Raw genomic sequence first — 15696 nt, forward strand, 5'->3', positions numbered from 1 at the left:
GTCATTGAGAATAATATTGAGAATGAAAAGGGGGGATTGTGTTGGAGACACCAGAACTGCTTTGGCAGGATCTCGTGCGGGAGTCGGTGCGGGAGGTGCGCTATGGGCTGCGGCCGGAGGAGCGGGGCGTCATCGAGCTCGTCGACTTCGTGCTCGGGCGGGCGGTGGCCATGCATGCGAGCGATGTGCATCTGGAGCCGCAGGAGATGCGGGTCAGGCTGCGCTTCCGCGTGGACGGTCTCCTGCGCGAGGTCATGGCGATGCCGGCGAATCTCGGCCCGGCGGTGATTTCGCGCCTCAAGGTCATGGCGGGCATGGACATCGCCGTGCACCAGCAGCCGCAGGACGGCCACATCCTGTTCCAGGCAAAGGGCCGGCGCATCGACATCCGCGTCTCGTCGCTGCCGGCAACGGCCGGCGAGGTCATCGTCATGCGCCTGATGGATGTCTCGGAGCAGCTGCTCTCGCTCGATGAGCTCGGCTTCTCGAAGGAGGACACGGCCTGCTTCCGGGCGCTCATCCACCGGCCGGCGGGCATGATTGTGCTCTGCGGGCCGATGAATTCGGGCAAGACGTCGTCGCTCTACGCGGCGCTGGCGGAGCTCAACACGGAGTCGCGCAATCTCGTGACGCTCGAGGACCCGATCGAGCGCGTGCTGCCGGGCGTCAATCAGGTGCAGATCCACCCGAAGGCGGGCATGACGTTCGTCGCGGGGCTGCGCGCCGTGCTGCGCCAGGATGTCACGGGCATCCTGCTCGGGGAAATCCGCGACGAGGAGACGGCGGCGATGGCCGTGCGCATCGCGCTGACGGGCCACCTGCTGATGACGACGATCCACACGGAGGACGCCGTCGCGGTGCTCTACCGCATGCTCGAGATGGGCGTCGCGCCGTATTTGCTGGCGGCGACACTCTCGGGCATCATCTCGCAGCGCCTCGTGCGCAGGCTCTGCCCCGACTGCCGCGAAATGTACCGCGCGGCGGGCGATTCGGAGGAGGCCGCGTTCTTCGGCGCGGGCAGTGAGGGAATCACGCTCTACAGGAGCCGCGGCTGTGATGCGTGCCAGGGCACGGGCTACCGCGGGCGGACGGTCCTTGCGGAGATCCTCGTGCCGGACGAAGCGGTGCGCGAGGGCATCCTGCAGAAGGTCCCGCGCCGCAAGATGGCCGAGCGTGCCCGGGCTTCTGGCATGCGCTCCCTGCTCGAGGACGGCCGGGCCAAGGCGGAGGCGGGCATCACCTCGTGGCAGGAGGTCAGGAGGGTGCTCTATGGTTGAAGCGAGGCATGCGCTCTGGTCTGCCATCCTGATGGAGGCTATCGAGGCGCGCGCCAGCGACATCTACCTGTCGGCGGGGCAGGATGCCTGGCTGCGCGTCGACGGCAGGCTGCAGAGGATGGCGCAGGCGGGTGAAACGATGGATGATGATTTCATGGGATCGCTGGCAGAGGCGTTCCTGTCGCCCGGGCAGCTGGCAGAGCTGCGCCATGGCCACGCTGTCGATTTCTCGCTGGCGCACGCGGGGCGGCGGCTGCGCGGCAATTTCTACCGCCAGCAGGCGCGCCTGGCGCTCGTCATGCGCGTGCTGCCGGAGCGCGTCCCGAGCCTGGCGGCCATCCATGCACCGGCGGCCCTGCAGGGGCTGCTGTCTGCGCGGCAGGGCCTCGTGCTCGTGACGGGGCGCACGGGCTCGGGCAAGACGACGACGCTGGCTGCGTTCCTGCAGGCCGTCAATGAGAGCCAAGCGGCGCACATCCTGACGCTGGAAGATCCCATCGAGTACGTCTTTGCGCCATCCCGATGCTTTATCAGCCAGCGCGAGTTCGGGCGCGATTTCCTCGCGTTCCCGGAGGCCCTGAGGAGTGCGCTGCGCGAGATGCCGGACATCCTGCTCGTCGGCGAGATACGCGACCGCGAGACGATGACGACGGCGCTCATGGCCGCGGAGACGGGCATGCTCGTGCTCGGCACGCTGCACACGCGCGGCGCGGCGGAGGCCGTGCGGCGCATCGAGGGCTTCTACCCGCAGGAGGAGCAGAGCATCGTGCGCGCACAGGTCGCCGATGTCTTCTGCGCCATCTTCGCGCAGGAGCTCCTGCCCGCGCGCAGGGGCGGCCGCGTGCCGCTCGTGGAGGTCCTGCTGCGCGAACCGTCTGTCTGCAGCCTGATCCGCCAGGGCAAGTACAGCCAGATCGAGATGGCGATGATGACGCATCAGGCGCAGGGCATGCAGACGCGCCGCCAGGCCCTGCAGAAGCTCCTGCAGCAGGGCCTCATCGCGCGCGAGGTCTATGAGCGGGCGGCCAATCGCCTGGGCTGATGGCGCTATCTGGCAGCATTTCTTAAAAGAAAGGAGGTCCTATGGGCGTTTTTCAATACGAGGCGAGGAACCGCGCGGGCGAGTTCTTCGCGGGCACGGTCGAGGCGCATGACGAGCGCGAGGCGGCGGGGCTTATCCGGCGGCGCGGCCTCTGGGTGGCGTCGCTTTGCCGGCAGCACGGAGAGGTGACGGCAGAGCGGGGGACCAGCTGGCGGCAGCAGCTCGCGGGGGCGCTCGCGAAGACGCCGACGGCCAAGCTGCGCGTGCTCTTCCTGCGGCAGATGGCGGCGATGATGCAGGCGGGGATGCCCGTCCACCAGGCGCTGCAGGCGCTCGCGAAGTCAGACGCTGACCGCGCGTACCAGTCGCTGTTGCAGCAGCTGCTCGCGGGCATCCTGGCGGGGCGGCCGCTCCACGAGAGGATGGCCATGCACCCTGCTGTCTTTCCCGTTTCGCTCTGCGGCCTCGTGCGTGCGGGCGAGGAGAGCGGCTCTTTGACGCAGATCTTCGCGCAGCTCGCGGACTTTGAAGAGCACCGCTACGAGGCACGCGAGGCGCTGAAGTCGGCGCTGCTCTATCCCGTCATCCTGCTCGTCGTCTCGCTCGTCGCGCTCGTGCTCATGGCCGTCTTTGTGCTGCCCGCCTTTGCCGTCATGCTGCAGGACCTGCAGGCGGAGCTGCCGTGGACGACGCGCTTCCTGCTCGCGCTGATGGACTTTGTGCGCGACAACTGGGCCGGACTGCTCGGCGGCGCTGCACTCACAGCCTTGGCAGCCGTCTCCCTGGTGCGCGATGCGAGGAGCCGGACGGTCCTCGACGGCTGGCTCTTGAAGATGCCGATTCTCGGGCCCTTGCAGCGCGCTTCTGCCTGGCGCATCCTCCTGGAGCTCTTCGCCGTCATGCTGAAGAATGGCATCCCGCTGACGACGGCGCTGGCGATGGCCGCCGATGTGCCGGCAAACCGCCATATCGCGTGCGAGATGAAGGCGCTGCGCGCGCAGGTCGAGTCGGGCCAGCCCTTCGCTGCGAGCCTGCGCCAGCTGACCTCGTGCCCGCGCCTGCTCGTCGAGCTCCTGATGGCGGGCGAGATGACCGGCACGCTCGACGCCATGATGGAAAAAGCCGCGGCGTTTGCCGCGGCTGATGCCCGTCACCGCTCGGCAAGGGTCGAAGCCCTCGCTGAGCCGGTCATGATTTTTGTTGTCGGTGGCATGATTTTCTTCTTCGTGCTCTCCATCGTCCTGCCACTCCTGACGACGATGGATGCGCTGATGTAGCGCTCACTTTGCCAGCAGCTCCGCCTTGAGCTCGCGGTAGCGGCGCGTGTAGTAGGCGCCGTTCTGCGCCTCGCGGTGGTCGAAGCCGTAGGCGCGGCGGCTGACGGCGAGGATCGGCGGGGCCTGGATGCGCTTGGCGATTGCCATGCCCGTGAAGAGGTTCCACCAGCGCTCGAGGTCGCTGATGAAGTCGGCGGCCGTCGGGAAGTACTTCTTGACGAGACCTTCCTCGCAGCCGAGGTTCTTCTCGACGGTGCCCGCCTTGTACCACTCGAGCACATCTTCTGGCGTCGCCTTCTGCCAGCGCTCGACGAAGGAGCGGAAGAGGTAGTCGTGGTACGGGTACTTGATCGGGTCGCCCTTGCCCTCGTCGACGTTCTGGGCGGAGGAGAGCTCGGCCGACGGCACGATGTCGATGATGCCCTGCGGCACGACTTCGCGGCCGTAGACCACATCGTTCATGTAGTGGGCGAGTGCGTAGACCTGGTATTTCCAGAGGTCGGCGAGCGCGGCGAGGAAGCCCGACTGGTCGCCGTAGAGCGTCGAGTAGCCGACCGTCGTCTCGGCCTTGTTGGCGTTGCAGGTGAAGCCGCCGCCAAAGGCTGCCGCGGCGCCGGCGAGCACGCGGGCGCTGCGGTCGCGCGCCTGGATGTTCTCGGCGACGAAGGAGGAGACCTTGAGGTGCGTTTCGCTGCCCGTGCCGAGGTTGACCATCGGCGTCTCTTCGAGCTGCTTTATCGTGTGGTCGACCGACTCCTGGATCGGGATGATCATGTACTGGCAGCCGAGGTTGTTGGCGAGCTCCTGCGAGAGTCCCTTCGTCGTGGCGGAGTTGAAGACGCTCGGCATGTTGACGAGCAGCAGGTTCTCCGGGCCGACGACCTTCGCGTAGAGCGCGGCGGCGACGGCCGAGTCGATGCCGCCCGAGATGCCGATGACGATCTTCTTCATGTGGATGTTCTCGAGGAAGCGGCGGATGCCGTAGTGGAGCGCGCGGTAGATGTGCGCGATGTCTTTTTCTTCGCTCTCCGGCTCGGCTGCCATGTCCTTCATCTCAGCGAGCGGCAGGACCGTGAGCGCCTCCTCGTACTCCGGCAGCGTGCGCACGACATCGCCCTTCTCGTTGTAGGCCGTGCTCGAGCCGTCGAAGGTGTAGACCGTCTTGCCGTTGTTCTGCAGGCCGATGCAGTTGACGTAGAAGAGCGGCACGCCGGCCTCCTTTGCCTGGCGGCCGAAGACGCGGTTGCGCTTGTCGTTCTTGCCGAGCGTGTACGGCGAGGCCGAGATGTTGACGTAGAAGTCGAGGTGTTCCTTTTCGAGGAGCTCGAACGGCGCAAACTCGTAGTCGTCGCTCCAGCCGTCCTCGCAGAGCAGGCAGCCCGCGCGGTAGCGCTGGCCGCGGATCTTGAGCGTGACGGGGGAGAGGAGCTTCGAGGGCGTCGTGCCGAGCTCGCGCGCGAGCTTCTGCAGGCTGAAGAAGTGGCGCGTGTCGTCGAACTCGCGGTAGTTCGGCATCAGCGTCTTGATCGTGTACGGGTACGGCATGTTGTCCGGCTGGACGAGTTCGCCGTCGCGCGCGATGAAGAAGGCGTTGTACTTGCGCACGCGGCCGTCGTTGTTCTTCTTCTGCCAGTCGATGGCGACGTTGCCGAACATGACCGTGATGTCCTTCGACGCCGCGATGATGTCGCGGCCGTAGCTCTCGCAGTCGCGCAGGAAGGCGCTCTGCTCCCAGGTGTCGCCGAGGAAGTAGCCCGGCACGGCCATCTCCGGGAAGATGACGACATCGGCGCCTTTTGTGCGCGCCTCCTCGATGAAGCGCAGGATCGTGGCGGTGTTCACGTCTGGATGGCCGGGGACGACCTCCATCTGAGCCATGGCAATTTTCAACAACTTCAACATCCTTTCCTGTTACAAAAAGAGAAAGAAAACATCCGATTATCAACTATAATGTAACGGCAACGTCATGGCCGTATCCCGGGTGCTGACATTTTGCAGATTTCTATAGGATTCCCGGGGATTCTATGGTATAATGACAGTTGTCTGGTTGCGCGGGGCGCTCTGCCCCTTGCAGCCCGCTATCATTTTAGCATAGTTTGATTCATTTATAAATGAAGAAAGAGGCGATTGTTTTGAAATACAGCAGCACCAGAGGAAATGCCGAGCAGCTCGACTCCGCGCAGGCCATCATCCGCGGCCTGGCAGCAGACGGCGGACTCTTCGTGCCGGATGCCATGCCAAAGGTCGACATGGCCTTCATCGAAGGGCTCAAGACCCTGTCTTATGAGGAGCGCGCCGAGAAGGTGCTCGGACTCTTCCTGACGGACTACACGGCAGACGAGCTTTCTGGCTGCGTCACGCGCGCCTATGCGAGCGGCCGTTTCGATACGGCAAAGCGCGCCCCTGTAAAGGCAGTGGGCGACAAGAGCGTCCTCGAGCTCTGGCACGGCCCGACGAGTGCCTTCAAGGACATGGCGCTACAGCTCCTGCCGCAGCTCATGAGCACGGCGCTCAAGAAGACGGGCGAGAAGGATGAGGTGCTGATTCTCGTCGCGACCTCTGGTGACACGGGCAAGGCAGCGCTCGAGGGCTTCCGCGATGTGCCGCAGATCCGCATCATGGTCTTCTACCCGCAGGGCGGCGTCAGCCGCATCCAGCAGCTGCAGATGCTCACGCAGGAGGGGCATAACGTCAACGTCACGGCCGTCACGGGCAACTTCGACGACGCGCAGAGCGGCGTCAAGAAGATCTTCGGCGACAAGGCATTCAATGAAGCGCTCGCCGAGAAGGGCATCCGCCTCTCGTCGGCCAACTCCATCAACTGGGGCCGCCTCGTGCCGCAGATCGTCTACTACTTCAGCGCCTACGCCGACCTCCTCTCTGCCGGCACGATAGAGCCAGGCGAGGCCATCGACTTCACCGTGCCGACGGGCAACTTCGGCGACATCCTCGCGGGCTTCTACGCGAAGTGCATGGGCCTGCCGGTGCACAAGCTCGTCTGCGCCTCGAACGCCAACAACGTCCTGACGGATTTCCTGCGCACGGGCGTCTACGACCGCCAGCGCGACTTCTTCAAGACGATCTCGCCGTCGATGGACATCCTGATCTCGAGCAACCTCGAGCGCCTGCTCTACCACATGGCGGAGGACAAGGCGAAGGTCGCCTCCTGGATGCAGCAGCTCCAGCAGGAGGACCGCTACGACATCGGCAGCGAGCTGCTCGCGAAGATCCAGCAGACCTTCTGGGCGGACTGGACCGCGGATGCAGACACGGAAGCGTGCATTGCCGACGTCTACGAGAAGGACCATTATGTCGCCGACCCGCACACGGCCGTCGCCTGGAGCGTCGCCGAGAAGTACCAGCAGGCGACGGGCGATGCGCATCACATGGTCGTCGTCTCGACGGCCAGCCCCTACAAGTTCAACGGCAGCGTGCTCGATGCCCTTGGCGTCAAGACGGCAGGCGTCGATGAGTTCACCCTGCTCGACGAGCTGCAGGCGAAGAACAGCGACCCCATCCCCGAGGGCCTCGCGTCGCTCCGCCGCAAGGAAGTGTGCCACGACGGCGTCTGCGCGCCCGCCTCGATGGAGGAGGCCGTCATGGCCTTCGCCACAGCAGATTCTTTGAAAAAATAACGAAAACCATGAGAGAAACGACACGTATTTTCCGCGTCGTTTCTCTTATTTTTACGGAAGTAAATGGGAACAAGAAGAATAAATAAAACGTTAAAAAAAGTGCAAATAAATATTTGACATTTATGGATGAATAAGTTAATATAATACCTGTGATGAGGAGCTCACCGGAAAGTGAACAGCAGGTCATCGAGGATGCAGACCATTGCATCGCGATTGTAAGGCTGCGTCGAGTGAGATGCCTCAGAGGTTTACCAGGACCAAAAATTATGAAAGAGGTTGAATGCAAATGGCAAACATCGATCTTAGTCAGTATGGTATCACGGGTACGACGGAAATCATCTACAATCCTTCCTACAAGACGCTGTTCGAGGAAGAGACGAAGGAAGGCCTGACGGGCTACGAGAAGGGCCAGGTTTCCGAACTCGGCGCTGTTGATGTCAAGACGGGCATCTTCACGGGCCGTTCGCCTAAAGATAAATTCATCGTTGACGACGAGACGTCGCACGACACGGTTTGGTGGGATTCTGAGGCTTATCACAACGATAACCACAAGGCATCCAAGGAAGCTTGGGCTGCTGTAAAGGATATCGCCAAGAAAGAGCTCTCCAACAAGCGCCTCTTCGTCGTCGATGGCTTCTGCGGTGCAAATAAGAACACGCGCATGGCTGTCCGCTTCATCGTTGAAGTTGCATGGCAGGCACATTTCGTCCGCAACATGTTCATCAAACCGACTCCGGAAGAGGAAGCAAACTTCAAGCCGGACTTCGTTGTCTTCAACGCATCCAAGGCTAAAGTCGAGAACTACAAAGAGCTCGGCCTGCATTCCGACACGGCTGTCGTCTTCAACCTCACGGAGCGCCAGCAGGTCATCATCAACACCTGGTACGGCGGCGAGATGAAGAAGGGCATGTTCTCCATGATGAACTACTTCCTGCCGCTCAAGGGCATTGCTGCTATGCACTGCTCCGCCAACACGGATAAGCAGGGCAAGAACACGGCTATCTTCTTCGGCCTCTCCGGCACGGGCAAGACGACGCTGTCGACGGACCCGAAGCGCCTGCTGATCGGCGATGATGAGCACGGCTGGGATGATGACGGTATCTTCAACTTCGAGGGTGGCTGCTACGCAAAGGTCATCAACCTCGATCAGGAATCCGAGCCGGACATCTTCGGCGCCATCAAGCGCAACGCACTCCTCGAGAACGTTGTCCTCGACGAGAATGGCAAGATCGACTTCGCCGACAAGTCCATCACGGAGAATACGCGTGTATCCTATCCGATTGACCACATCAAGAGCACGGTCAAAGACTTCGTCAACGACCGCAGCGCTGCTCCGGCTGCCAAGAGCGTCATCTTCCTCGCAGCTGATGCCTTCGGTGTCCTGCCGCCGGTCTCCATCCTGACGCCGGAACAGATGCAGTACTACTTCCTCTCCGGCTTCACGTCCAAGCTGGCTGGCACGGAGCGCGGCATCACGGAGCCGACTCCGACGTTCTCCGCTTGCTTCGGCCAGGCATTCCTCGAGCTGCCGCCGACGAAGTATGCGCATGAGCTCGTAAAGCGCGTCAAGGCTAACGGCACGAAGGCATATCTCGTCAACACGGGCTGGAACGGCTATGGCAAGCGCATCTCCATCAAGGATACGCGCGGCATCATCGACGCCATCCACAGCGGTGCCATCAACGAAGCTCCGACGAAGAAGATCCCGTACTTCGGTCTCGAGATCCCGACGAAGCTCGAAGGCGTTGCTACGGAAGTCCTCGATCCGAAGGATACCTACAAAGATCCGTCCAAATCCAAGTGGGATTACAAGGATGAGTCCGAGTGGGATACGAGAGCAAAGAAGCTCGCTCAGATGTTCATCGACAACTTCGCCAAGAAGTATGCAGACACCGAGATCGGCAAAGGCCTCGTCGCAGCTGGCCCGCAGCTCTGATCCGCTCGTCGCACATCAAGCCGCATAGTAATATACTAATATAGAAGGAAGAGTCTCATGGAGGCTCTTCCTTTTTGTGTTCGGTTTGTGTCCTGCGCCGCCGCGGCTCTCGTGCGGGGGAGTGCGGGGTAGGTAGATAGAGGATTGACAGGCGTGCTAGAATGAGGGAAAGATCACCGATAGAAAGGATTCGATGCTGCCCATGAAGATCCAAGACTCAGTCCAGTACCTCAAGGGCGTCGGCCCCAAGAAGAAAGCGGAGCTGGCGCGCCTCGGCATCGCGCGGGTCTACGACCTCCTGACGTACTTCCCGCGCACCTATGAGGACCAGAGCGTCTTGACGCGCATCGCCGACCTGCGGCCGGGCACGGTCGCGACAGTCGCGGGGACCATTGTCGACCTGCAGGAGCAGACGGGGAGGCGCGGCCTGACCATCCTGACGGCCTACCTCAATGACGGCACGGGGATCCTGCAGGTCACCTGGTTCAACCAGAAGTACCTCAAGAAGACGCTCAAGGCGGGCCGCCGCGTCTTCGTCAGCGGCAAGGCCGCGTATGCCTACGGCGGCCGCGGCCAGTTCGCCATGAGCCAGCTGCGCAGCTTCCAGGTCCTGGAACCCGGGGAGCAGGCGCAGGGCCTCTGCGGCATCCTGCCCGTCTACGCGGCCACCGAGCATCTCAACCAGAAGTTCTTCCGCACGCTCATCGCGGAGGCGCTGGAGGCCGCCGGAGATCTTCCCGAGCTCATCCCTGCGCGCATCCTGGTAGCGCATCATCTCATGGGGCGCAGGGAGGCCCTGCACGCTGTCCATTTCCCGAAGGATGGGGCAGAACTCAAGCGGGCGCGCTACCGGCTGGCCTTCTCGGAGCTCTACCTGATTCAATGCGGCCTGCTGCTCTTAAAGAAGCAGTCGCAGGAGACGAAGCGCGGCATCCGCCATCAGCCAAGCGGCAAACTCGTCAAGGCTGTTCTTGCGGGACTGCCCTTTACGCTGACGCACGACCAGCAGCAGGCGTGGCAGGAGATCTGCCGCGACATGGAGCGGACGGTGCCGATGCGCCGCCTCGTGCAGGGCGACGTCGGCTCGGGCAAGACGGTCATCGCCATGCTCGCGCTCGTCAAGACCGTCGAGAATGGCCGGCAGGGGGCCATGATGGCGCCGACGGAGATCCTCGCCGCCCAGCACTATGAGAACCTCTCGTCAAAGCTCGCGCCGCTCGGCATCCGCGTCGGCTATCTCTCGGGCCACCTGACGCCCAAGAAGCGGCGCGCGATGCACGAGGCCATTGCGCGCCACGAGGTCGATATCGTCATCGGCACGCACGCGCTGATCCAGGATGATGTGCACTTCGCGCATCTCGGCCTCGTCATCACCGACGAGCAGCACCGCTTCGGCATCGCCCAGCGCGCGGCGCTCGAGAAGAAGGGTGCGCATGTGCCCGACGTGCTCGTCATGACGGCCACGCCGATCCCGCGCACGATGACCCTGACCGTCTACGGCGACCTCGACGTCTCCCTGATCCGCGAGCTGCCGCCGGGCCGCCAGCCCATCCGCACCTTCGTGCGCCGCCCGGACCGCCGCCCGCTCATCTACCAGTACGTGCGCAGCCAGATCGAGGCGGGCCGCCAGGCCTACGTCGTCTGCCCGCTCATCGAGATGAACGAGGAGAGCGACCTGCCGTCGGCCGAGGAGGTCTACGATGAGCTGCGCTTCGGCATCTTTAGCGGCATCCCGTGCGGCCTCGTCCACGGCAAGCTCGCGCCCGCCGAGAAGGAGCGCGTCATGCAGGACTTCTACGCGGACAGGATCAAGCTGCTCGTCTCGACGACCGTCATCGAAGTCGGCGTCAACGTGCCGAACGCCAGCATCATGGTCATCGAGCACGCCGAGCGCTTCGGCCTCGCCCAGCTCCACCAGCTGCGCGGCCGCATCGGGCGCGGCTCCTACGCCTCGTACTGCATCCTCGTCTCGGAGGGCAAGACGGAGAACGCGCGCGAGCGCCTGAAGATCATGGCAGAAACCTCCGACGGCTTCAAGCTTGCGGAGGAGGACCTGCGGCTGCGCGGCCCGGGGCAGTTCTTCGGCTCGATGCAGCACGGCCTGCCCGACCTCAAGATCGCGCGCGTGCCGGAGGACCTCGCCATCCTCCTCGACGCCCATAAGGCCGCCGAGGCGACGCTCTCGAGCCAGGGCGACCTCGACTTCATCCGGCCAATCCTCGCGCTGCAGTACAAGGAGAGATTCGCGCACATCATGGAGACTTGACAGGCGCAAAGCGCCGCAGACGTGAAAATATCGGTGAAAAGTCGTCTTTTTCGACGAGACGTCTTGACACAAATGGTGGACATGCTATACAATAGCAATATCTTTTGACGCTAACAGGAGGCGCATACTTTTGACTACGGTAATCGTAAACGGTGCCTGCGGCCGCATGGGCCAGGCAGTCTTAAAAGCGGTACAGGAAGCGGACGGGCTCGAGCTCGTCGGCGCAGTGGACATCAAGGGCGGTGCGGATACGGGCTCGCTCGTCGGCCTGCCGGCAAACGGCATCCTCGTCGAGACAGACCTCGAGGCACTGCTCGCGCGCAAGAAGCCAGAGGTCATGGTCGACTTCACGCGCCCGGACGTCGTCTTCGGCAATGTCATGACGGCGCTTGCGCACAAGACCTCGCCGGTCGTCGGCACGACGGGCCTCTCGGACGAGCAGAAGGCAGAGATTGCCAAGGCAGCTGAAGAGAATGATACGCCGGCCTTCATCGCGCCGAACTTCGCCATCGGCGCCGTGCTCCTGATGGTCATGTCGCGCCAGGCAGCCAAGTACATGCCGGATGTCGAGATCATCGAGCTGCACCACGACAAGAAGCTCGACGCACCGTCCGGCACGGCCATCCAGACGGCGGCCATGATTGCGGAAGTCCGCAAGGCCCACAAGCAGGGCAACCCCGATGAGTTCGAGAAGCTCGAGGGCGCGCGCGGCGCCGACTACGAGGGCATGCACATCCACAGCGTGCGCCTGCCGGGCTATGTCGCGCATCAGGAAGTCATCTTCGGCGGCCTCGGCCAGACACTGACCATCCGCCACGACTCGATGAACCGCGAGTCCTTCATGCCGGGCGTCGTGCTCGCCGCCAAGAAGGTCTGCAGCCTCAAGGGCCTGACGGTCGGCCTCGACAAACTGCTCGACTGATACAACCTTTGTTTTCCTTATCCATAATATAAAACAACTGCATCGCAGAAAGGAACGATGGACATGAAGAAGTACAATGTAGCAATCCTTGGCGCAACGGGCGCCGTCGGCCAGGAATTCCTCAACCTCATCGAGGAGCGCAATTTCCCCTTTGCCAACCTCAAGATGCTCGCTTCGAAGCGCAGCGCTGGCAAGAAGATCCAGTTCATGGGCAAGGAGTACACGGTTGAGGAGACGACGGACGAGTCCTTCAAGGACGTCGAGATTGCTCTGTTTGCCGGCGGTGCTGCCAGCAAGCAGTTCGCTCCGGCAGCCGTCAAGGCCGGTGCCGTCGTCATCGACAACTCGAGTGCCTTCCGCATGGATCCGGAAGTCCCGCTCGTCGTTCCGGAGGTCAACCCGCAGGCCATCGCCCGCCACAAGGGCATCATCGCCAACCCGAACTGCTCGACGATCATCATGATGATGGCCCTCAAGCCGCTCTACGACCTCTCGAAGATCAAGCGCATTGTCGTCTCGACGTACCAGGCTGTCTCGGGCGGCGGCAAGGAAGCCATGGCCGAGCTCGAGCAGCAGGTCGATGACATCGTTGCCGGCCGCGAGCCGAAGGCGAACATCCTGCCGGGCGCGAAGTTCCCGAAGCACTACCAGATTGCCTTCAACCTCATCCCGCAGATCGACATCTTCTACGACAACCTCTACACGAAAGAGGAGATGAAGATGGTCAACGAGACGAAGAAGATCCTCGAGGACGACAGCCTGCGCATCACGGCCACGACGGTCCGCGTGCCGGTCTACCGCAGCCATGCCGAGTCCGTCAACATCGAGTTCGAGGACGAGGTCAGCGTCGAGGCAGCCCGCAAGGCCATCGATGCCTTCCCGGGTGCCATCGTCCGCGACAACCCGGCTGAGCAGATCTACCCGATGCCGCTCTTCACGTCCGGCAAGAACGACGTCGAAGTCGGCCGCATCCGCAAGGATGAGTCCATCGAGCATGGCCTGAACCTCTGGGTCTGCGGCGACCAGATCCGCAAGGGCGCTGCGCTCAACGCCCTGCAGATTGCCGAGTACATGATCAAGAACGACATGATCTGAGGCTGAACCAAGATAAAGAGAACCGCCCTTCGGGGCGGTTTTTCATGCATGCATCCGATTGAGAAAGTGAGAAGAAGAATATGAAGTCTTACTCGTTTACTCCGCAGGGCGTCTGCGCCAAGCGGATCACCTTTGCCATCGGCGACGACGGCAAGCTCCACGACGTGCACTTCGTCGGCGGCTGCCCGGGCAACCTCTCCGCCATCAGCAAGCTGCTCGAAGGCGCCGACCCCAAGGACACGGCAGCCCTCCTCCAGGGCAACGACTGCGGCGGCCGCGGTACCTCGTGCGCCGACCAGCTCGCCATCGCGCTGAACGGAGCCTTAGGCAAGCAGTGAGGCAGGCGACAACAGCAGATTGATAGGGGGAGCCCTTGATACAGCAGAAAGCACAGACGATGCGCAAGTGATCGTCTGTGCTTTTTTGCTGCCTGTGCATGGCCTGGATGTTCCTAGATGTTCCTGGATATTCCTGAATGTTCTAGGTGATCTGGATTCTTTAGAGGGAGCGCGTACTTGTTGGAGCTGCCCGCCCGCCGCATCATGTAGTCGTAATCCTCCCACTCTTCCCGGGTGGGATTCTTGTCAAACGGGTAGATCGCAGTGACCGTCAGCGGCTTGTACATGTAGAGCATCTGCTACTTAAAACATAGATAAATGTGCCTATGCCAAGATGTTTTGCTACAATCTCACGATTTGTAGTTCCTTGTTCATCGTATCCGTCCTCGCCGTCAAAAGACAGGCTACTAACGTTTGAGTGATACTCCAAAGGCGTAAATTCCCGATTAGCCATCGGTACATATTGACAGTATCTTGTTTGTGATATTCTGCCAATTACATCTAGTAGCTTTCTCCTTTCATAATATTTTGTTTTTGCGTATTGGTTCGCCAACCTTGCTTGGTTCTCGCATTTACCACTGTCCAACGGCTACCATCAGGGTGCTACCCCGTAGTTAGACGGACTGTTTCAACCGCCTCTGGCTTATTTCCAGCCGTTCCGACTGCTGTAAAGTCAGCACAAACTAACTCAATGGATTCTTTGAGTCTTTAGCATATTGCTACACTTTTGTTCATATTTGAGCATCCTTTCGGTTGCTTAAGTTTCCTCCTTGGTAGGTTTCTTACCGTTAGATTTCGATGCAGCATCGTGAAATCCTGCCATGCTCATACAGATGAGATGGATATTAGAATAAATCTCTGTGACTCCCCGTACGGGTCAGCGTCAACGTTAGAATGTCAGTTTCGACTTTGTAAATCAGCAACCAATCCGGCAGAATATGACATTCACGGAAACCGGCGTAGTTTCCCGACAGGGCATGATCCCGATACTTGGCAGGAAGCAATTGCTCCATCACAAGACAGTCAAGTACTTCCTGAAAAAGCTCCGGGGTATGCCCAGGCTGCTTGATTACCCGCTTGTAATCCTTGCGGAATTGTTTGCGGAAGCGGATCTTAAGCATTCAGGGCCTCCATGACATCTTCAACAGAATCATAAGTCTTGCTGAGATTGCGATGATGATTTACATCGTCAACAGCTCTTAAGGTCTCTAGCTCATTAGGAGAAATACGCAAATCGAACGGGATACCGCCATAGCGGACAACGGTGCGCAGGAACATATTGATTGCTGTAGAAGTCGGGATACCCAGATTCGCAAAAATAGTTTCTGCCTGATGCTTCAAATCTGCATCGACACGAAGATTCAGCGTTTTTGTATCAGCCATAAGAATCAACTCCTTTTATTGATATTATAAAGCTAAATGAGGAAAATGTAAAGTAATTTACTTTACAACATAAGATGTATTGAGGTCGTCTGTTCTTTTGTTCAGTTAACTATTGCTTTTTGGGGAAGGCGATTGTCAGCCCTTTGTCTGTGGCAGGAGCTTGCCGCCGCCGGGCAGGTCGATGGTCCTGCCAGCAAGGGCGCTGTTCTGGCTTGCATTATAGTAGATGTTATGGCCGTTGCTCTTGATGTTGGCAAAGGAGGCATCCTTGTCGCTGATGGAAGTCACATAGGAATTCGCTGTGAGCTCCCAGCTGCTCGATCGGTCGAGCGCGATGGAGGCACTGTCGGCTTGATTGTCTTCGTTCAGTGAGCCGCGCCAACTGCTGCCGTCGGTGAGCGCCTTCCGTCGTGATGTCAACATGGTCGGCCTCAATACTGGTGCGTGACGGCATCATCACCGTGAAAGAAGCGGCCAAGCGGGCGGGCATGACGGAAGAAGTGTTCCGCAAGCTGTCTATGCGAT

At 60.9% G+C, this 15696-nt stretch carries 13 protein-coding genes; 9 read left to right on the forward strand and 4 right to left on the reverse strand.

All coding sequences use genetic code 11. The features are described 5' to 3' along the window. Positions 1–41 precede the first annotated feature (41 nt). The 3 genes from QDI87_RS01075 to QDI87_RS01085 are packed head-to-tail and all read left to right on the forward strand — an operon-like array spanning position 42 to position 3596. On the forward strand, positions 42–1277 hold the full coding sequence (locus QDI87_RS01075) for a GspE/PulE family protein (RefSeq protein WP_278741996.1): 1236 nt from the start codon (positions 42–44) through the stop codon (positions 1275–1277). Continuing rightward, the gene (locus QDI87_RS01080; protein ID WP_278741998.1) at positions 1270–2319 is read left to right on the forward strand and encodes a type IV pilus twitching motility protein PilT; all 1050 of its coding nucleotides are present in this window, start codon (positions 1270–1272) and stop codon (positions 2317–2319) included. The genes QDI87_RS01075 and QDI87_RS01080 overlap by 8 nt, the downstream gene beginning before the upstream one ends. A gap of 41 nt (positions 2320–2360) precedes the next feature. After that, positions 2361–3596 carry a type II secretion system F family protein gene (locus QDI87_RS01085; RefSeq protein ID WP_278741999.1) on the forward strand — a complete coding sequence of 412 codons (1236 nt, stop codon included), beginning with the start codon at positions 2361–2363 and terminating at the stop codon, positions 3594–3596. 3 nt (positions 3597–3599) lie between these two features. On the opposite strand, the gene nadE is transcribed toward QDI87_RS01085, so the two are convergent. Further along, positions 3600–5489 (reverse strand): NAD(+) synthase, encoded by a 1890-nt coding sequence (nadE, locus tag QDI87_RS01090; protein WP_278742000.1) that lies wholly within the window; start codon positions 5487–5489, stop codon positions 3600–3602. 218 nt (positions 5490–5707) lie between these two features. On the opposite strand from nadE, the gene thrC reads away from it, so the two are divergent. The 6 genes from thrC (at position 5708) to QDI87_RS01120 (ending at position 13788) form a co-directional block, all read left to right on the forward strand. Then, positions 5708–7231, forward strand: coding sequence for a threonine synthase (gene thrC / locus QDI87_RS01095; protein WP_278742001.1), 1524 nt, complete (start codon positions 5708–5710; stop codon positions 7229–7231). A gap of 286 nt (positions 7232–7517) precedes the next feature. Beyond that, positions 7518–9167 (forward strand): phosphoenolpyruvate carboxykinase (ATP), encoded by a 1650-nt coding sequence (gene pckA / locus QDI87_RS01100; RefSeq protein ID WP_036376843.1) that lies wholly within the window; start codon positions 7518–7520, stop codon positions 9165–9167. A 202-nt stretch (positions 9168–9369) separates the two neighbouring features. Next, positions 9370–11433 carry an ATP-dependent DNA helicase RecG gene (gene recG, locus QDI87_RS01105; protein WP_278742002.1) on the forward strand — a complete coding sequence of 688 codons (2064 nt, stop codon included), beginning with the start codon at positions 9370–9372 and terminating at the stop codon, positions 11431–11433. 130 nt (positions 11434–11563) lie between these two features. Beyond that, a complete protein-coding gene (gene dapB / locus QDI87_RS01110) occupies positions 11564–12355 on the forward strand; it encodes a 4-hydroxy-tetrahydrodipicolinate reductase (protein WP_055160519.1) in 792 nt (263 codons plus the stop codon). Between the two features lie 63 nt (positions 12356–12418). Then, the gene (locus QDI87_RS01115) at positions 12419–13450 is read left to right on the forward strand and encodes an aspartate-semialdehyde dehydrogenase (protein ID WP_278742003.1); all 1032 of its coding nucleotides are present in this window, start codon (positions 12419–12421) and stop codon (positions 13448–13450) included. An 80-nt stretch (positions 13451–13530) separates the two neighbouring features. After that, the gene (locus QDI87_RS01120) at positions 13531–13788 is read left to right on the forward strand and encodes a TIGR03905 family TSCPD domain-containing protein (protein WP_036376839.1); all 258 of its coding nucleotides are present in this window, start codon (positions 13531–13533) and stop codon (positions 13786–13788) included. A gap of 845 nt (positions 13789–14633) precedes the next feature. On the opposite strand, the gene QDI87_RS01125 is transcribed toward QDI87_RS01120, so the two are convergent. The 3 genes from QDI87_RS01125 to QDI87_RS01135 all read right to left on the reverse strand — a co-directional run bounded on the left by QDI87_RS01125 (position 14634) and on the right by QDI87_RS01135 (position 15594). Further along, positions 14634–14909 (reverse strand): type II toxin-antitoxin system YafQ family toxin, encoded by a 276-nt coding sequence (locus tag QDI87_RS01125; RefSeq protein ID WP_278742004.1) that lies wholly within the window; start codon positions 14907–14909, stop codon positions 14634–14636. Further along, complete coding sequence (locus tag QDI87_RS01130) at positions 14902–15171, reverse strand: type II toxin-antitoxin system RelB/DinJ family antitoxin (protein ID WP_036376833.1); 270 nt, start codon at positions 15169–15171, stop codon at positions 14902–14904. Before QDI87_RS01130 ends, QDI87_RS01125 begins: the two co-directional genes overlap by 8 nt. Before the next feature lie 135 nt (positions 15172–15306). Continuing rightward, the gene (locus QDI87_RS01135; protein ID WP_278742006.1) at positions 15307–15594 is read right to left on the reverse strand and encodes a hypothetical protein; all 288 of its coding nucleotides are present in this window, start codon (positions 15592–15594) and stop codon (positions 15307–15309) included. Between the last annotated feature and the right edge of the window lie 102 nt (positions 15595–15696).

The organism is Mitsuokella jalaludinii (genome assembly GCF_928722185.1).
In the GTDB taxonomy this organism is placed as follows: domain Bacteria; phylum Bacillota; class Negativicutes; order Selenomonadales; family Selenomonadaceae; genus Mitsuokella; species Mitsuokella jalaludinii.